This window comes from Sinorhizobium sp. B11 (assembly GCA_039725955.1).
GTDB lineage: Bacteria > Pseudomonadota > Alphaproteobacteria > Rhizobiales > Rhizobiaceae > Rhizobium.
The window spans coordinates 605,720-623,863 of the sequence record CP091033.1; the positions used below are offsets into that span (position 1 = coordinate 605,720).

The window sequence follows — 18,144 nt, forward strand, 5'->3', positions numbered from 1 at the left end:
CATCAGCTTGCCCTGTGCCGCGATAGAAAATCGACCAGTGCGGGATAATAGTCGTGCGGGTTTTCGTAAAACGGCATGTGGCTGGCGTTTGCGAAAACCTTGAGTTCGGCATTTGGCAACGCAAGCTTCATGCGCAGCGCGCAGGCCGGCGTCAACTCGTCATGTTCGCCCGTCGTAATCAATACCGGCGCCTTCACCCGCGGTAGGTCGGGAACACGGTTCCAGTCCTTCAGATTGCCGATATAGAGAAATTCGTTCGGCCCCTGCATGGTCTCATAGGGACCCATGTTCCAGTCATCCAATGAGCGGCGCACCGGCGCCGGCCAATCCGGCAGGCGGCAGACGTGGCGATAGTTCAGGATGGTCACGGCCGCGAGATATTCGGGATGATTGTAGGTTCCCTGCGCCTCATGCTTCTGCATCATCGCCACCGTCTCAGGCCCGAGGGCGGCCCGGAGTCGCTCCAGCTCCAAGATCAGATGCGGCATGTCGGCGACGGTGTCTTCGAGGATCAGCGTCTGCAGGTTTTCCGGATAGGTCAGTGCATAGTCGATCGCGAGCCAGCCGCCCCAGGAGTGGCCGAGCATATGGACTTTACCGAGACCCAGCGCCTTTCGCACCGTCTCGGTTTCTTCGACATAGCGGCCGATGGTCCAGAGCGATGCGTCGGTCGGCCGGTCGGAGGCGCCGGTGCCGAGCTGGTCGAAGGCGACAACGCGGTAACCCTTGTCGATGAGACAGGAATGAGCCTCGCGCAGATAGTCGCAGGGCAGACCCGGGCCGCCGTTCAGGCAGAAAACAGTCTCGCTGCCGGTTCCGAAGCTGTAGGCAATCACCTTGTAGCCGTCGACTTCAATCTCATGTCGCGCCTCAGGCTCGATTTCACGCCACATTCACCGCTCCGGCAGAAGATTTCGCTTGCTCAATAATTGGGCATGGCTAAATTTTTATCCGAAACGACGCTCTTCGCCAGCTATAAGAAGTGATAGGGTGGGGAACCACCGGGAGTCCGCGATGCTTGACGAAATCGGAACGATCAGACGGCAGTTCTCAGCCCATCAGACGCTGGACGGGCGTATCGATCAGGTTTTCGCGGCAATGAAAGAGATCGGTTTCGAGGCCCTGATCTACGACTACACGCCGGTGCCTTATGACATCGACGGAGGGATCATGATTCCGTCGATGTTAAAGCTGCGCAATATCTCCGAAGATATGCGCGAATACTGGTTCGACCGCGGCTATTTCCGCATCGATCCGGTGCAACAGGTGGCCTTGCGCACCTCGGCGCCCTTCTTCTGGAACTATGACAGGGACGCCGACACTCTGATCAACCGCTTCATGAGTGACGACACGGCGCCGGTGACGCGTTTCCTCAACGAGCGCGACATGTCGACGGGCGTGACGGTTCCCGTCCATATGCCGCGTGGCGATTATGCGACTGTGACCGGCATCCGTTTCGGCGTTGACAGCGATTTCGAGCACCACGCACTACGTTATATCGCCGATTTCAATCTGCTGGCCCATGTCTTCCATGAGGCCGCCTATTCGCTTTTCGACGCTGAGGCGCTGCGGGTCGGCAAGGTCCGTTTGACAGAGCGGGAGCGGGAATGCCTGCGCCATTCGGCAGAGGGACTTTCGGCCAAGGAAATTTCGCGCATCATCAATCGTTCCGTGCCGACGGTCGTCATGCATCTCAATGCGGCGGCCAAGAAGCTCGGCGCCCGCAACCGCACGCAGGCAGTGGTGCGCGCCACTCATTACCGGCTGCTGGAAGACCGCCCATCCTATAACTTCTAATAGCTGCCTTCGGCTTTTCGGCCACGTTATGCTTTTCCATCATTGCCCTAGAGGATGGAGATATAAGTGGCCGCAGTTTCGACGAAGGAAGGTTTTCTGCCGTTTCGCGAATATCAGACCTGGTATCGCATCACCGGTTCGCTCGATTCCGGCATGTTGCCGCTTGTCGTTGCCCATGGCGGCCCCGGCTGCACGCATGATTATGTCGATTCCTTCAAGGGTGTTGCGGAGCTCGATGGCCGCGCTGTCATCCACTACGATCAGCTTGGCAACGGCAATTCCACGCGACTACCCGACAAGGGACCGGATTTCTGGACGCCGGCGCTCTTCCTCGAAGAGCTCGATGCGCTCCTGAAACATCTCGGCATTCAGGAGCGGTATGCCTTTCTCGGCCAGTCCTGGGGCGGCATGCTTGGCGCCGAACATGCGGTGCGCCGGCCAAAGGGCCTGAAGGCGCTCGTCATCGCCAATTCGCCGGCCAACATGCATACCTGGGTGGCCGAGGCGAACCGGTTGCGCGAAGAGCTGCCGCAGGCGGTGCAGGACACGCTTCTGAAACACGAGGAAGCCGGAACCATCACCGATCCGGACTATATTGCCGCGTCACGCGTCTTTTATGACCTGCATGTCTGCCGGGTTTCTCCCTGGCCGCCGGAAGTCGCGCGCACTTTTGCGATCATGGACGAGGACAATACCGTCTACCGCAACATGAACGGTCCGACTGAATTCCACGTCATCGGCACGATGAAGGACTGGACGATCGAAGGTCGGTTGCCGCTTATCGAGGCGCCCACGCTTCTGATCTCTGGCAAATATGACGAGGCGACTCCGCTCGTCGTCAAACCCTATGTCGATCATGTGCAGGGTTGCGAATGGGTGCTCTTCGAGAATTCCAGCCACATGCCGCATGTCGAGGAACGCGAGCTTTGCCTGGACGTTGTTTCTGCCTTCCTTACAAGGCACGATTGATCGCGCCCTGCGGCCGGCGCCGACGGCCGCACCTCCTCTACCGTTCGAACGGCTCGCCGAGCGAAGCGACGCCGTTTAGCTTCAACAGGCGGCGGTCCGCGGAGATGATGCCGAGGACGACGATCGTTACCAGATAGGGCAGGCACGCCAGCAACTGCGAGGGCACGTCGAGCCCAGTCGCCTGCGCGGCTAGCCCCATCAGCGATACGGCACCGAAGAGACACGCGCCGAGGAATATCCGGCCTGTCAGCCAGGTTCCGAAGACGACGAGCGCAATGGCGATCCAGCCGCGGCCGGCAATCATTCCATCCGCCCAGAGCGGCGTATAGATCGTTGACGCATAGGCGCCGGCAAAGCCCGCCATCATTCCGCCGAATGCCACGGCGGCGAAGCGGACGGCGATGACAGGGTAGCCGATCGCATGGGCTGCTTTCGGGTTTTCACCGACGGCGCGAATGACCAGTCCAACCTTCGCATAGGCGAAAGCCGCCCAGATCGCGACCGTCACCAGAAGCGAGAGCCAGACAACGATATCCTGTGTGAAGAGGCCGCCGACGACCGGGATATCGGAAAGGCCCAGAATTGTGATTTTCGGCAGCGCCTTGACTGTCAGGCTTTCATAGCTCTTGCCGAAGAGTGCCGACAGGCCCTGGCCGAGAATGCCGATCGCAAGCCCGGTCGCGACCTGGTTCGCGTTGAAGCCGAGGATGATGCCGGCAAAGATCAGTGACAGCAGACTGCCGCCGAGCCCGGCCGCGACAAATGCGAGGATGTGGCCGCCACCATGATAGACGATGATGAAGGCAATGACGGCGCCGAATGCCATCAATCCTTCGACGCCGAGATTGAGAACCCCGGCGCGTTCAACGACCAGTTCGCCGAGAGCCGCCAGCAGAAAGGGTGTCGCAGCCGCCAGCATGCCGGCCAGGATGAACTCGATCGCATTCATGATGGGCTCCGGATGGCGGCGGGGGGCCAGGCAAGGCGATAGCGGACGAAGGCAACAGCAATCAGATAGATGAGCAGCAGGCTGCCCTGGAAGACACGGACGGCAGCAATCGGCAGGTTGGCCGAGACCATGGCATTATCGCCGCCGATGTAGAGTGCGGCCATGACGATGGAGGATATGACGATGCCGATCGGATGCAGGCCGCCGAGATAGGCGACGATGATTGCCGCATAGCCGTAGCCGGTCGAGATCGAGCGCTGCAACTGGCCGAGCGGGCCGGCGACTTCGGCTGAACCCGCCAGCCCAGCGGCCGCGCCACCGATCAGCAGCGACAGCCAGATTGCCCAGCTCTCTTTGAAACCGGCATAGCTTGCAGCGCGTGGCGCCAGCCCCCCGACTTGCAACCTGTAGCCGATGAAGCTCTTCTGCATGAAGATCCATGCAGCAACCGACAGGATACCGGCGAGGATCAGCGAGACGTTGACGCGTGTTCCTTCAAACAGGATCGGGACCATGGCGTCATACTGGAACATCACCGACTGCGGGAAGTTGAAGCCATTCGGATCCTTCCAGGGGCCGAGCAGCAGATAATTGAGAAGCTGCGCGGCGACGAAACTCAGCATCAGCGAGACCAGGATTTCGTTGGCATTGAGCCGCACTCGCCAGAAGGCAGTTAGCGATGCCCAGAGCGCGCCGCCGATCATGCCGAGCAGCAGCATTGCCGGCCAGATCCACTGGCCGGTGGCGTCCGGCCACCAGATCGGAATGGCAGAGGCAAAGATCGCTCCCAGCACGAATTGCCCCTCGGCGCCGATATTGAAGACCTTGGCGCGAAAGCCGATCGCAAGCCCCTGCGCGATGAGCAGCAGCGGCCCGGTCTTCAGGAGCACCTCCGAAAACGACGCCCAGGAATAGAAGGGCTCGATCAGCATCGCATAGATGACTGCGGCCGGGTCACGCCCCATGACGACATAAAGGCCGAGATTGAGGATGATCGTGACGGCGAGCGCGATCGGCGGGGCGAGCAGCGTAGCGGCAAGCGAGGCGCGTTCCCGGCGGACAAGGGTTGGCAAGGCGGCAAACACGGGTCTGCTCATGCAATCGCTTTCTCGCGCTGTGACTGGGCGCCGATCATGTATCGGCCGATGTCCTCGGGCTTCGTATCGCGTGTGACGAGCGTCGGGCTCAGTGTGCCGTGGTGAAGGACCTGGATGAAGTCGCTGAGCTCGAACAATTCTTCGAGCTCCTCGGAAATGACGAGGATTGCCATGCCTTCGTTGCGCAGCGTGATGAGCCGCTTGCGGATTGCCGAGGCAGCACCGATATCGACGCCCCAGGTAGGTTGGGCGAGGAAGAGCAGCTTCGGCGCCAGCATGATTTCGCGCCCGACGATGAACTTCTGCAAATTGCCGCCGGAGAGCGAGCCGGCCTCGGCCTCGGGACCGCGCGTGCGTACGTCGTAGTCACGGATGCATTCTTTGGTGAAGGCGGTCGCCTGTGCCTTGTCGAGCAGGCCGCGTTTGACGAGATTGAGGGGATGGGCGGTCAGCAGGCTATTGAGGGTGAGCGACATTTCGGGGACCGCGCCACGGCCGAGCCGATCCTCCGGCACGAAGGCAAATCCGAGCTGCCGGCGGGCTGCCGGCTCGAGCATGCCGACATCCTTGCCCATCATGAAGATCTGGTCGCGTTGGTCGCGCGGCAGGATCGTTTCGCCGGAGATCAGCGCGGCAAGCTCGCTTTGGCCGTTGCCGGAAATCCCGGCAATGCCGAGGATTTCTCCGGCGCGGACGACAAGGCTGACCTGGGAGAGCGGCACGGCAAAAGGATCACCCGGCCTGTAATCGAGCCCTATCAGTTCCAGCCGCTTCTCGCCTTCGTCAAGCGGCAGCGCCGGCATGGGTTCCGGCATGTCACGGCCGATCATCATACGGGCAAGGTCATGGGCATCATGCTCGCGCGGATCGACATGACCGGTCACGCGTCCGCCGCGCAGGATCGTCGCGCGGTCGCAGAGCGACTGGATCTCTTCCAGCTTATGGGAAATGAAAAGGATGGAAACGCCGCCGTCGCGCAGCCGGCGCAGGGTCTCGAAAAGCTTCTCCACGGCCTGCGGCGGCAGGACGGATGTTGGTTCGTCCAGGATCAGCAGCTTCGGATTGGTCATCAGGCAGCGGATGATTTCCACGCGTTGTCGCTCGCCGACCGAAAGCGAGTGCACATGGGCGAGCGGATCGACCTCCAGGCCGAATTCGTGTCCGAGCTTGCGGATACGCTCCGCAAGTTCGGCTTTGTTGCCGGCGACGATCAGGCGGATATTCTCGACGACCGTCAGGCTCTCGAACAGGGAGAAATGCTGAAAGACCATGCCGATGCCGGCACGCCTTGCCTCTGCGGGAGAGGCAAGGCTGAGGTTCTGCCCGTTCCAGGCAACAGTTCCGCTGTCCGGCTGCTCGACGCCATAGATCAGCTTCATCAGAGTCGATTTGCCGGCCCCGTTTTCTCCGAGGATGGCATGGATCGAGCGGGGAGCGACGTCAAGGTCGATCTGCTGGTTGGCATGGACCTGGCCGTAGCTCTTGGAAATGCCGCGTAGCGACAGGAGCGGGCTTTCCATGGCTTATTTCGGCAACGGCGTCTTGACACCCTTGACGTGCCAATCCATCGCGACGATCTGGGCATCCGTCAGCGTGGTGCCGGAGGCGACACCTTCACTGCCATCCGCCTTGGCGATTGGGCCTGTAAACGGCGAGAAGCTGCCGCTGGCGATCTTGGCCTCGATTTCCTTGATCTTGCTCATCGTGTCGGCTGGGATGGCCGGGTTCCAGTCGACAACCTCAACCACCTTGTCGGCAACGCCGAGGAAGGCGTTGGCGCCCTTGAAGGTGCCGGCGAGGTGGGCATCGACCGAAGCCTTGAAGAAGGGCGACCAGTCGGTGGCCACGCAGCCGAGATAGGTCTTCTCGGCATATTTCTTCATCGAGGAGTTCAGGTTGAAGGCATAGATACCGGCTTCCTCGCAGGCGGAGATGACCGAAGGCGTATCCTGCGCATTCGAGAAGATGACGTCGCAACCCTGCGAGATCAAAGCCTTGGCGGCTTCCTGTTCCTTGGCCGGATCGAACCAGGAGTTGACCCAGACGACGGAGACTTCGATGTCGGGTTTGACGGCCTGCGCGCCGAGCGTGAAGGCATTGATCGAGGTGATCAGTTCGGGAATGGCAAAGGCCGAAACCGAGCCGAGCTTGCCGGTCTTGGAGACAGCGGCGGCCGCCATTCCGAGCAGATAGGTGCCCTGGAAATATTTGGCAGCGAAGGGCGAGAAGTTCGGCGCGACCTGGAAGCCCGAGGCATGCAGCACGGTGACTTTGGGATTGCGGCGAGCGATCTGCAGTGCACCGTTCTGATAGCCGAAGGAGCCGGCGATCAGGAAATGGTTTCCGTCTGCGACCGTCTTGTTCATGATGCGATCGGCATCCGGGCCCTCGGCGATGTTTTCGATGATCGTGACCTTCACCTTGTCGCCATAGGCGGCCTTGATCGGATCGATGCCGGCGGCAAGCGCGTGACCCCAGCCGACATCGCCGATCGGCGAGGGTACGACGAGAGCGATGCCGAGCGGTTCGTCGGCAGCAAATGCAGAGCGGCCGGCAAAGGCCGTGGCAAGGCCAGCAGCCGCGGCGCTCTTCATCAGCGTTCTGCGGGTCAGATTGTTGGACATGTCAGTTCCCCTCTTTTGGTTGTTCAGAATTCCACAGTCGCGAGCGCCGCTTCGGCGTCCGCGAAAAGCTTGAATTCGTCGAGGCCGGTGAATTCACCTGCCTGCCAGACGATGCGCCCGTTGATCATGGTGAGGTCAGTCGGCATGCCGATCCCGACCTTGGCAATCAGGCTCAGCGGGTCGTGTCGCGTGCCGACATAATCCATCCGCCGCGTATCGATCGCAAAAAGGTCTGCTGCCATGCCCGGGGCAAGACGGCCGATGTCGCCGCGGCCGAGCAGGCTTGCGCCGCCCGTCGTTGCGTAATCAAGGAAATCGACCGGCGGCGGAACAGGGTGAGCGCGTGTCGATGCCGACAGGCATTGCAGCATATAGGCGGAGTGGATGCAGTGCATGAGGTTGGAATTGTCGTTCGAGGCAGCGCCGTCGCAGCCAAGCCCGACGCGCAGGTCGAAGGCCGACATGGCCGGAATATCCGTCACCTCTGCGCCGACAAGGTAGACCGGTTCCGGGCAATGGGAGACGCCGGTGCCGCTTGCCGCCATCTTTCGGAGTTCGTCATGCGTCAGTTCCCAGCAGTGAGCATAGAAGGTGTCGGGACCTGCAAAGCCGAGTTCAGTGCAGTAATCGACCGTACGCATGCCGTGCCGTGCCTCGATGACAGGGCTTTCGCCTTCGCCGACATGGGTGTGCAAAAACACGCCGCGGTCACGGGCAAGTGCAACGGATTCAACGAAGGTCTCGCGATAGCAATTGACCGGCTGGCAGGGCGCAACGACCACCTGCCGCATGCTGAAGGGACCGGCATCGTGGTAGCTGTCGATCAGCCGGGCGCAATCGGCTATGAATTCATCCGTCGTTTCCAGCATGGCATCCGGGATCGTCGATCCCTCGGATTTCGGCAGCGTATTGCCGCCGCGGCCTGCATGGAAACGCATGCCGAGAAGCTCGGCCGCCTCGAACTGCCGGTCGATCAGGCGCTTTCCGGCGTGCCGGGGAAAGCAATATTGGTGGTCGAAAGCCGTCGTGCAGCCATGCTTGATCATCTCGGCCATGGCGGTGACCGAGGAATGGTAGAAGCAATCCTCGTTCAGCCGCGAGAAGATCGGGTAGATGCGGTCCAGCCACTCGATGACCGACAGTTTCGTCCAGTCGAGATCGGCCCGGTTGCGCACGAAGCACTGAAAGAAATGGTGATGCGTGTTGACGAGGCCGGGATAAACGAACCAGCCGGCGGCATCCTGGATGATCGTGCCTGATGGCAGGGGCTCCTGTGACAGGTTCGTGCCAATTGCCTGGATCGCCGGACCATTGGTCAGCACGTCCACGTTCCGGCGCACGCTTGGTCCGTTGCCCTCATTGACGATGACGGCTGCGCAATTTTTCAGGAGGTAGCCGGCCATCTCAGCTTTCCTCCTTCGCAGGATGAGGATCGGGCTTCAGCTCGTGCAGGCGGTGAATGCCGGGCATCTCGATGAAGCCGCCGAGGCTGCGGACGGCCCTCAACCAGAGCCGGATGTTTGGATAGGGATCGAGCGAGATGCCGCCATCGGGCGCGAGCGCCACATAGGGGAAACAGGCGATATCGGCGATCGTGGCGCGGTTCGACGCCAGGAAGCGCATACCGCGAAGCTGCTGTTCGAAGAGACCAGCCTCCAGCTCGCGCAGCGCGGCGATGCCCTGCGCCTGAAGGCTTTCGATATTGCCGGGGCGCAGAAGCATTTCATGCAGCCGCGCGCCGCCGAGACTGGCGGTCAGCCGATGCGAGAAGGACAGCCACTGCTGCACTCGCGCCGTCTCTTCAGGCGTGCTTGTACCCAACCATTCCGGCGCGCCTTGGGCGGCGAGATAGGCGAGAATGGCGGAGGATTCCGTCAGAACGAGATCGCCATCTTCCAGGATCGGAATCGACCCTGCCGGATTGAGCGCCAGAGGTTCCGGACCGCGATGTTCAGCGCCAGGATGAAAATCCACCGCCCGGATATCCAGTTTGATACCGAGGATCGCCGCCATCAGGCGGATCTTGTAGCAACTCGGCGAGAGAATGTAGTCGTAGAGCTTCATTGCGCGACCAACTGTGCACCGTAGGTATAGTTGTGGCGCTTGAGCCAGCGTCTGTAGGCGACCGAAGTCAGGTCCGCGCGGGTCGGTATTTCCATGCCGGGATCGAGCGGCAGAAGGGCTGGGATCTGGTTCTCGAGGATCGAGCGGTCCTGCAGGAAGATCATCTGCTGGAAATGAATGAGATCTGTCATCGGTGTGTCGTCATCAAAGAGTGCCATCCATGGCCACACGTCGCAAAGGTCTTCCGCAAGCGGTTGGACGAAGAGGGTAATGACGTCCCATTCGCTGGGGCGGGGAGGGCAGGTCTTGTAGAGTACCGAGCAGGTAGGTGCCGGCACGCGATACATATATTCGGTGGTGATGCCGCCGGTCGCCGATTTGGCGGCCTGCGGCTGATAGAATTTCACCTGCGTTGCCCAGACCTCGTCCTCGTCTTCGCGGATCTCGACCTTGTAGTTCTGGACTTCCGTATGAGGCTCGGCGCCCAGAATATCGGTATGGACGAAGGGGAAATGGGCAATGTCGAGGAAGTTCTCGACCGCCCGCAGCGGTGAGCAGCGCACCCGCACGACGCCCACATCGACGAAGCGGCGGCCGGGCTGGTCCGCCTCGGGAATGGCAAAAAGCTCCTTGCCGGGATTGCCGAGCGACGACCAGACATGGCCGTAGCGGATGCGGACCGGAAGGCTGCGCCCATCGGCTGATGTCACCTGCGCATTGTCATCGGAGGTGCGCGCGACTTCTATGGGCTCGCCCATCAGAGCGGTCTTTGTGCCGGTTTCGCTGAGGCGGGAAAAAAGGCCGACCGGATACCATTCGTCGATCATTGCGCCAGCCTTCGTCATGCCACCTCCTTCTGCCGCGCTTCCGCCTGCCGACGCACGGCCTCGGCGACGCGGGACGCCGTGACACGGTCCGCCGGGCTGCGATCCTTTTCGATCATGACGTGAATGAGCGTGCGCCCTGCTTGCTCAGTCGATAGCAGCCGGACCCATGGACAGTTCGCAATTGGAATGAGCCCGTCCATACCAATTTTCGCGCCCGCAGCGGCTTCGAGCGCCGGAATGCCGGCCTCGGCAGTCAACGAGCGCAACGGCAAGAGATCATCAAGCGATGGCTGTGACGCCGAGGGTTCTCCAACGGCAACCCAGATGACACCACCCGATTCCTCGACCTCATGAATTGCGACACGGATCGTTTCCGGCGGCACGAGGTCGGGGTGGGCAGGGATGCGGATGCATCCTCCCGCCGGAGAATAGCTCCAGCCGTGATAGATGCAGGAGAGTGCCTCGCCGCGCACGAAGCCGTGGGACAATCGCATCCCGCGATGCGGACAGCGATCCGACGATGCCGATACGCGCCCCGACTGAGTGCGCCAGAGAGCGATCGATCCTGCTGGCGTCCAGGCCGGTATGACGGTTGCCGGCGGCAGATCAGCAGAAAGGGCGACTGGCGTCCAAGAGCCGGCCGTATCAGATGGCATAACGTATAAGTCCTCAATTTTCCCAAGGCTTTAGCGCCGTTGGCCGCGCACGGTTGCCGAGCTAGCGGCCTCAGTTGTCAGAGGCTTGCATAAAAAAACCGCATTGGCAACAATGATTAAATAAAGGGCAGGGCTCAAATGTGGTCAGGGCTACGGTGTGTCGGCAGGGTCTACAATCCTGCGATGAATCTCGTCCACCCAGACGTCGATCGGACCGAGCGAACACCCCATTTCCAGCATGTCGATCAGCTCAACGGGGCCCGCGACCTCAAGTTCGATTCGGTCGGTGCCTGTGTAAAAGAAATCCTGGGACAGTCCCAGCTTATCGGCATGGCGACGGATCCACGGGATGAACGAGGCCGCATCGACATCGCCGAGGATCGTCATTCGCTCGCGCAATTCCCCCTGCCGTGTCTGCGTCATCGAATTATCCATCATCTGATCCGTGCGGATCAGCATAGCGGCTTGGTGCCGTTGTGAAAGGGGGATGATGGAACGAACGGTCTTATGCCTTTCATGTGCCATGAATAATTAGGCAGGAAACAGCCATATCATCAGCGACGGAGGCTGCTCCGGCGATTATGCTGACCGGTAACATCGATCCGCAGGACAAAAGGACATGAACATGACAACGACTTCATGGCACGCAGACCCGCTCGCTTGGGGTTTCGGACCGCGCATTTTCGAGGCCTTTCTGGAGCCGACCTGCCCCTATTCCGTCAGGACGTTCAACAAGCTGGATGCGTTGCTCGAACAGGCCGGAGCGGACAGGATCACAATCAAGATCCGCCTGCAGTCGCAGCCCTGGCATCTCTATTCCGGCGTGATCGTGCGTTCTGTTCTTGCAGCCTCGACACTGAATGGTGGCAAGGAAACCGCAAAGAAGGTCATGGCGGCCGTCGCCGCCCATCGTGAGGAATTCGAGTTCGAGCGTCACGCCGGCGGTCCTAATATGGATGCCACCCCGAATGAGATCATCGAGCGCCTCGAGCACTACAGCGGCGTGGCGCTGAAAGAGGCCTTCGCTATCCCCGATCTCGACAAGGAGATCAAATGGCACTGCAAATATGCCCGCCAGAACGGCATCCATGTCTCGCCGACCTTTATGATCGACGGATTGGTGCGGCCGGACCTGAGCAGCGGCGATGATGTCGAGGCCTGGGTTAAGCTGCTGATCGGCTAGCCGTTCAACAATGTGGAGGAAGCGATCTCAGGACTGGATGTTCCTGTCGATCGCTTCTCGGCGACGAACACTCCGTTCGCGCCGCGTCCTCATCGTTTCGAGATGAAAACCGCCGAAATGCTCGATACCGGTGGCACGCACGCGCTCAGCGGAGATCTTTACGAGGGCGTGCTGTTTCTTCCACAGGCGTATCTTCCGGCGGCTGTTCCCAGCCAAAGACGCTTCGGCCGCCGAAGGTCGAGGACTGCCGGAATTCGCCTGCGACAATTTCCTTGAGGTCGGGGCCCGTGACGTACCGCTCCATGTTGCGCGACTGGTCATCGAGACGACGCAAGGCCTGCAGTTCCTCATCGCGCCCGAGTTTGCCCTTCACGATCGCGGATTTCATCACATTGATGGTCTCGTCGTAGACTTTGAGCGGTACAGGGAAGGGGTGCCTGTCCTTGCCGCCGTGAGCGATCGAAAAGCGGGCAGGATCGGAGAAACGGCAGGGCGCGCCGTGCACGACTTCGGCGACGAGCGCCAGCGCCTTGACTGTGCGCGCGCCGACGCCGGGCACAAGAAGCAGATTCTCGAAATCGACCGGTCCACGATCAGCAGCGGCAGCAAGGTTGCCGTGCAGCCGCCGCATATTGACGTCGCTCTCGCGCACATCATGGTGCGCGGGCATGATGAGGTGCGGCAGCATCGGCTGTTCTGCCGGCTCAGGAGCGGGTGCGGGACCGGCCGCCAGGGCAAGGGCTGCCGCCTCGCGGATGATGCGATCCGGTCCAAGTGTTGCAAGGAGATCGAGCTGGTCGTGACGGGATTTTTCAGCGCGGCGGTCGGCAAGATTGATGATCTCACCCTGCGAGCGGCCTTCTATCGCCGCATGCGGGGAATTGACGAAGCTCTCCAGTCCTTCGGAAAACCAGTGATAGCGCCGCGCCTGGCGCTTGTCGCCGTTCATGCCTTGCTGGACGATCACCCAATGGCCGTCATCGGCGACGATGAAGCCGTGCAGATAGAGATCGAAACCATCCTGCACCGCTGCGCTATCTACCTTGGCGACCAGGCGACTTGTCTTTGCAAGGCCGGCACCGTCAAGGCCGGTGCGATCACCGATCGCCATCAGTTCGTCCGGCGTCTTGCGCGATTGCGCACCGCGCCCGCCGCAGACATGAAGGCCGAGTTCCTTGGAGAGTGGTTTCAGTCCACGTTTCAACGCCCCGAGTACACTGGTCGTAATGCCGGAGGAATGCCAATCCATGCCCATGACGGCGCCGAAGGACTGGAACCAGAAGGGATGGGCAAGCCGACGCAGGAATTCATCGCGCCCGTAATGGTGCACGATTGCCTCGGCGATCAGCGCGCCGAGTGTCGTCATACGGTTACCCAGCCATGGCGGCACGCGCCCTCCGTGAAGGGGGAGGTCGGCGCTGCCCGCTCTCTGCGACATGCTTACTCTTTCTGCCCGTAATCTGCTGCGGTCGACGGGATCAACCGATAGAACAGCTATCCGTCAAAATCGGGGCGATGGCAATAAATTCCTATTTACAGGAGGCGGCTCACCATCCCGGCCAAATAAGCATCAAAAGATGCGATTTCCCATCCGGCTGCGGAACCGAAACCTCACTTCCTAATTTCTATGTCAACTGGGAATGAGAGACTGAGTCATGAAGTCGCTTGCTACACCATCCATGTTTCTGCCGGTGATCCCGATCGTTCTGGTTGGCGGTCTCGGCTTTGCCTCCTATGGGGTTCGCGAACCGGCGCCGCATCATTTCGCCAACCTCGATGCGCCGCTCTGGACGACGATACCGACACACGTTGATCCAAAAACCCAAAATTACGAGCGGCTTCCGCCCCTTCAAGCTGCGGCTAACGATTTGTCCTCAACGCCGGCCAAGCTGGTTGGCGTAACGGCCATTGCGCCGCCTGATGCAACGATGACAGGGGCGATCGAGCAGCCGAAGCAGGAATGGACGGCTGACGGTCGTCATCTCAGCCGGTGCCAGCAACGTTATCGGTCTTATAATGTGGCCGACAACACATATCAGCCTTTTGACGGGGGACCCCGCAAACCGTGCGTGATCGAAGAAAGAGAGCCCTCCGTCGGGCTACCCGCGGCGGACGCAGCCCAGAGCCCGCATATATCATGGTGCGCCGCCCGCTATAATTCCTATCGCGCTGTGGACAACAGCTATCAGCCATTCGACGGGCCAAGACGTCAGTGTGTAGCTCCCGTAATCTAGGCAAGATCATTTTAGTCTTCCCGTGAGAAGATCGCGTCCTTGGTGATGACGCTTGCTTTTTGCCCCGGACCAAAGTCCGAGGTCATCTGGCACCTATGTCCGACCGTCTTGCAATTTCGGAACAAGCGGTCAATCTCATGCTTCCTGCTTTGAGCAGACACTTGAGGAAAAAGGACAAGGCAAGCGACGATGGTGATCTCCAAGCGCAATTTTCTGATGGGCTGCGGCGCGAGTTTTCTTGCCGCTGCGCCGCTGAAGGTTGATGTGGCGGGTTCGTTTCCCTCGCTCGCCAGCCAAGCAGCCTTTGCAAAGAACGATAACGGCAATGGCGGGGGAAATGGGAACGGCAACGGCGGTAATGGCGGAGGTGGTGGAAACGGCAACGGCGGCGGAAACGGAAATGGTAATGGCGGGGGAAATGGAAATGGTAACGGCGGGGGAAACGGCAACGGCAATGGCGGCGGGAGCGGCAACGGCGGGGGGAGCGGAAACGGTAATTCGGGTGGCAGCGGCAACAGCAGCGGGAGCGGACGATCCAGCTCGACCGGAGGCGGCAGCACGGGCAATGCGTCATCGACATCGGGAGCACGCGCAACCGAAGATACGGACGGCTCGATCGATGTCCGGCATACGAATGGAATAACCGAAACCCTACGTGCAGGACGCTACATCATGAAGGATTCGAAAGGCCGTACGATCATCAACCGGCGGGCGACGTCGGCTGACAGCACGCGGCTCACGCGCCTCCTGCGCTAGCGTTTTTCGCGCCACCGCAAGGCAGCTTCCGTCCTGTTCGTTACGCCGAGTTTTGTCAGGATCTGGGTCATATGATGCTTTACCGTTTTCTCCTGCAGGTCGAGACGCAGGCCGATGTGCTTGTTTGAAAGGCCTTGCGCCACGAGATCCATCACCTCGCGTTCCCGAGGAGTAAGCGCGTCCCTGTCCGATGCCTGCCCGCTCAACGAATATTCCATGACTTTGGCTGACATCGCCGGGGAGACGTAGCGGGCTCCCTTGAAAACGGTGCGGATGGCGTCCGCCAGCCCGCGGGAGCCGACACCCTTGAGAATGTAACCTTTTGCGCCGCGTTGCAGCGCCTCGACCAGCGTATCGACTTCCTCTGAAGCTGTGAGCATGAGAATTTTGGTCTCCGGGCTTATGGAAAGGATTTCGTCGATCACCGAAAGGCCGTCCCCGGGCATCGACACATCGAGAAGCAGCACGTCCGGACGGGTATCGGCGGCGATCATTGCTGCATCAGATGTGTTGGCACCTTCTCCGACGACGACAAAATCGCTGACCTCGGAGAGGCTGCGGGTCACCCCTTCGCGGAACAGGGGATGGTCGTCTACCACGCCGATTTTGATGGACGTCATCCTAATCCTCCACTTCCATAGGCGCGAAGGTCATGATGACAGTCGTTCCGCCTTCGCCGGTTATTATGTCGAATTCCCCGCCAAGGCTATCGATCCGTTCTTTGAGCCCGGCAAGACCGAGGCTCGCCGGCCTTACCTGCGTCGGATCAAAACCCTCGCCTCGGTCGCTGACTTCGACGCGGACGGCGCCGCCGTGTGATGTTGCTCTGACTGCCTGCTCCACGCCGCCTCCGTGGCGATAGGCATTGTTGAGCGCCTCCTGAACGAAGCGGTAGATGCAAATTTTGAGAGCGGTGGCAAGTTCCGGATCGTCCTCGTCAATTTTTGTATCGACAGTAGTGCCGGTCTTTTCTTGGTGGGCTTCGACAACGCGTTTCACGATTTCCGTAATCGAAGCCTTCTCGATTTGCGGCAGTACCAGTCCCTTGCAGATGTCGCGGATCTCCTTCATCGCCTCGGCGAGACTCGAACGGATCCAGGTGAGCTCCTTTTCGCGTGCCTCCGGCTGGACAGCGGCGTCGACAAGCAGGTTGCTGTCGAGCCGCAGCGAGGCATAGGCGATGTGCTGCGCCGGGCCGTCATGCAGATCGGCACCGATGCCGCGCAAATAGGTTTCGTTCAGGGCCGCGGCGCGCTGGGAAGACAATTGAAGTCGGCGTTGCAGGCCGCGATTTTCAACCAGAAGTGCGGAGAGTTCGTCTACCCTGGCCTTTAGCGCTTCGCGTTGCACTTCGATCGTATGGCTGCCGCGAAAGACAAGAATGGAGAGGGTGAGGAAGAAAATCGCGGTCAGGCCGGCCACGGCCAGCCAACTCCAGAGCCGTGCCTGTGCAAGGCTGTCCTCCAGCCCTTCGGAAGTCTCATAGAATTCAAGCACAGCCACGGCCTCTCCCGACCAAGGCTGCAAGACAGGGTTGTATATTTCCATGAGCGCCCTGCCCAGATTGCGCTCTTCGGCGCTTTCAGGGTCGCTTGCGACTTCGTAACGCGCGACCAGCGAGCCGGCAAACGCCTGGGCGAGTTTGCCATTGACCGGAAATGTCTTCCCCACCAGCTCCTTTTCATTGGAGTAGAGGATCGTGCCGTCACGGCGCCACAGCTTGAACGACACGAGCCGGCGGCCAAGTGCGCCCTGTCCGAGTGTTTCATCGAGCGCCTGGGCACTTGCGTCGTCGAGAAGCGATTCCGTCTGCATGTCGGGAAGCAGGGGTGCAACCACGCTGTCGACGTAAAGAGCTGTTGCGGCCCCGGAATTGTGGATGACGGCATTCTCGATAAGTCGGGTGACGATGAGCCCGATCCCGAACATTGCGGCAAGTGAGACGAGTCCTCCCATGATGAAGAATTGGGAGGCGAGGGAGCGGGCGTTCCACCGTATGAGCCAGTTCATTTCCAACCTGATTTGCGACGATCCATGCAAACTATCGCATCGGCCGGACTTTTCCACCTCACCTGGACTGGACGACATCGGCGCCGCGAATGCTGGCGGTCAACTCGTCGGTATCACCCGACATGGCCGTGCCGAAGACGTAGAGCATGACGGCAAGAAAGATGACAAGCGCAAGCAGGGATGCGTTCCATGCGCTGGAAATTTCCGGGATTTCGTTCCTGTCGTCCATCACTAACTCCTCTTTCGATGGAGGGCCGAACGGGCGAGCAGGCAGTGCGTTCCGGAGCAGGGACTTCAGTCCGCGCGGCATCGGACCAAAGTCTGAAGCCAGTCCGACTGAGGTCCGGGATCCGGAACAGCAAGGAATACCGGTCGTTGGTTTGGCAGCGGTCAAGAAGGCCGCCTCGAAACCAGAGGAGGAGAAAATGCTCTCCAAGCTAGTTGTGGGCACGGCCGTTGCCGCGTCTCTCATGTCAGGCATCGCACTCGCCCAGTCTTCGACGGTCAATGGTGCCGCTGGTGGCGCCGTAACCGGGGCGATCGTCGGTGGCCCGGTTGGTGCGGCAGTCGGCGGCGTAGCCGGTGCAATTGTCGGCACGGCCATCGATCCGCCGCCGCAGAAGGTCGTCACCTATGTTCGCGAAGCTCCGGCTCCTTCGGCCCGCGTGGTCGTCAAGGAAAAGGTCGTTGTCGGCCACGCCTTGCCGGAGACTGTTGTCGTAACGCCCATTCCGGACAATCCGAAATATGCCTATGCGATCGTGAACGATGAACGTGTCATCGTCGAGCCTTCTTCCCGCAAGGTGATCCAGGTCATCAACTAACCTCAACATCGACGCGGCATCTGCCGCGTCTCCTTCCATCACGAAGAAAGATCCAGTGGCTTGACCATGCCTGTCATCGCGATCCTGCTTGCGATGGCACGCATTCTCTCTGCACTCCTCTTTGCCATAGGGGATCACGATGACCGTCGCGGCG

The 18,144-nt window shown here is 60.4% G+C and carries 20 protein-coding genes; 6 read left to right on the plus strand and 14 right to left on the minus strand.

The annotated features are described in order from the left end of the window. Positions 1-2: 2 nt before the first annotated feature. On the minus strand, positions 3-893 hold the full coding sequence (locus tag LVY75_02780; protein XAZ20907.1) for a proline iminopeptidase-family hydrolase: 891 nt from the start codon (positions 891-893) through the stop codon (positions 3-5). A gap of 121 nt (positions 894-1,014) precedes the next feature. Between LVY75_02780 and LVY75_02785 the strand changes: the two genes are divergently transcribed. Continuing rightward, complete coding sequence (locus LVY75_02785) at positions 1,015-1,797, plus strand: LuxR family transcriptional regulator (GenBank protein ID XAZ20908.1); 783 nt, start codon at positions 1,015-1,017, stop codon at positions 1,795-1,797. Positions 1,798-1,863: 66 nt separating this feature from the next. Further along, the gene (locus LVY75_02790) at positions 1,864-2,766 is read left to right on the plus strand and encodes a proline iminopeptidase-family hydrolase (GenBank protein XAZ20909.1); all 903 of its coding nucleotides are present in this window, start codon (positions 1,864-1,866) and stop codon (positions 2,764-2,766) included. Between the two features lie 37 nt (positions 2,767-2,803). Here LVY75_02790 and LVY75_02795 read toward each other — a convergent pair whose 3' ends face one another. The 9 genes from LVY75_02795 to LVY75_02835 form a co-directional block, all read right to left on the minus strand. Then, entirely contained in the window at positions 2,804-3,715 is a 912-nt protein-coding gene (locus LVY75_02795) for an ABC transporter permease (protein XAZ20910.1), read from the minus strand. Beyond that, positions 3,712-4,812, minus strand: coding sequence for an ABC transporter permease (locus LVY75_02800; protein XAZ20911.1), 1,101 nt, complete (start codon positions 4,810-4,812; stop codon positions 3,712-3,714). Before LVY75_02800 ends, LVY75_02795 begins: the two co-directional genes overlap by 4 nt. Then, a complete protein-coding gene (locus LVY75_02805) occupies positions 4,809-6,332 on the minus strand; it encodes an ABC transporter ATP-binding protein (GenBank protein ID XAZ20912.1) in 1,524 nt (507 codons plus the stop codon). Before LVY75_02805 ends, LVY75_02800 begins: the two co-directional genes overlap by 4 nt. 3 nt (positions 6,333-6,335) lie before the next feature. Next, a complete protein-coding gene (locus LVY75_02810) occupies positions 6,336-7,436 on the minus strand; it encodes a BMP family ABC transporter substrate-binding protein (protein XAZ20913.1) in 1,101 nt (366 codons plus the stop codon). Positions 7,437-7,459: 23 nt separating this feature from the next. Further along, a complete protein-coding gene (locus LVY75_02815; protein XAZ20914.1) occupies positions 7,460-8,839 on the minus strand; it encodes an amidohydrolase in 1,380 nt (459 codons plus the stop codon). 1 nt (position 8,840) lies between these two features. Continuing rightward, positions 8,841-9,500 carry a glutathione S-transferase family protein gene (locus tag LVY75_02820; GenBank protein ID XAZ20915.1) on the minus strand — a complete coding sequence of 220 codons (660 nt, stop codon included), beginning with the start codon at positions 9,498-9,500 and terminating at the stop codon, positions 8,841-8,843. Next, complete coding sequence (locus LVY75_02825; GenBank protein ID XAZ20916.1) at positions 9,497-10,345, minus strand: aromatic ring-hydroxylating dioxygenase subunit alpha; 849 nt, start codon at positions 10,343-10,345, stop codon at positions 9,497-9,499. Before LVY75_02825 ends, LVY75_02820 begins: the two co-directional genes overlap by 4 nt. After that, positions 10,342-10,983, minus strand: coding sequence for a Rieske 2Fe-2S domain-containing protein (locus LVY75_02830; GenBank protein XAZ20917.1), 642 nt, complete (start codon positions 10,981-10,983; stop codon positions 10,342-10,344). The genes LVY75_02825 and LVY75_02830 overlap by 4 nt, the downstream gene beginning before the upstream one ends. Before the next feature lie 150 nt (positions 10,984-11,133). Beyond that, a complete protein-coding gene (locus LVY75_02835; protein ID XAZ21299.1) occupies positions 11,134-11,406 on the minus strand; it encodes an acylphosphatase in 273 nt (90 codons plus the stop codon). Positions 11,407-11,608: 202 nt separating this feature from the next. On the opposite strand from LVY75_02835, the gene LVY75_02840 reads away from it, so the two are divergent. Next, positions 11,609-12,166 carry a thioredoxin domain-containing protein gene (locus LVY75_02840; GenBank protein ID XAZ20918.1) on the plus strand — a complete coding sequence of 186 codons (558 nt, stop codon included), beginning with the start codon at positions 11,609-11,611 and terminating at the stop codon, positions 12,164-12,166. A 145-nt stretch (positions 12,167-12,311) separates the two neighbouring features. On the opposite strand, the gene LVY75_02845 is transcribed toward LVY75_02840, so the two are convergent. Continuing rightward, complete coding sequence (locus LVY75_02845; GenBank protein ID XAZ20919.1) at positions 12,312-13,604, minus strand: DUF763 domain-containing protein; 1,293 nt, start codon at positions 13,602-13,604, stop codon at positions 12,312-12,314. 217 nt (positions 13,605-13,821) lie between these two features. On the opposite strand from LVY75_02845, the gene LVY75_02850 reads away from it, so the two are divergent. Together LVY75_02850 and LVY75_02855 are read left to right on the plus strand one after the other, a co-directional pair. Next, entirely contained in the window at positions 13,822-14,400 is a 579-nt protein-coding gene (locus LVY75_02850; GenBank protein ID XAZ20920.1) for a BA14K family protein, read from the plus strand. A 189-nt stretch (positions 14,401-14,589) separates the two neighbouring features. Further along, positions 14,590-15,156 (plus strand): hypothetical protein, encoded by a 567-nt coding sequence (locus tag LVY75_02855; protein XAZ20921.1) that lies wholly within the window; start codon positions 14,590-14,592, stop codon positions 15,154-15,156. Here LVY75_02855 and LVY75_02860 read toward each other — a convergent pair. From LVY75_02860 to LVY75_02870, 3 genes are read right to left on the minus strand one after another with little or no spacing between them, the layout of a single operon-like run. Beyond that, positions 15,153-15,776: a response regulator transcription factor gene (locus LVY75_02860; GenBank protein ID XAZ20922.1), complete on the minus strand. Its 624-nt coding sequence runs from the start codon at positions 15,774-15,776 to the stop codon at positions 15,153-15,155. The genes LVY75_02855 and LVY75_02860 overlap by 4 nt on opposite strands. 1 nt (position 15,777) lies before the next feature. After that, on the minus strand, positions 15,778-17,166 hold the full coding sequence (locus LVY75_02865; protein XAZ20923.1) for a sensor histidine kinase: 1,389 nt from the start codon (positions 17,164-17,166) through the stop codon (positions 15,778-15,780). A 58-nt stretch (positions 17,167-17,224) separates the two neighbouring features. Then, positions 17,225-17,395, minus strand: a complete 171-nt coding sequence (locus LVY75_02870) for a hypothetical protein (GenBank protein ID XAZ20924.1) — start codon at positions 17,393-17,395, stop codon at positions 17,225-17,227. Between the two features lie 196 nt (positions 17,396-17,591). Here LVY75_02870 and LVY75_02875 point away from each other — a divergent pair, with 196 nt between their 5' ends. After that, on the plus strand, positions 17,592-17,990 hold the full coding sequence (locus LVY75_02875; protein XAZ20925.1) for a DUF1236 domain-containing protein: 399 nt from the start codon (positions 17,592-17,594) through the stop codon (positions 17,988-17,990). Positions 17,991-18,144 lie beyond the last annotated feature (154 nt).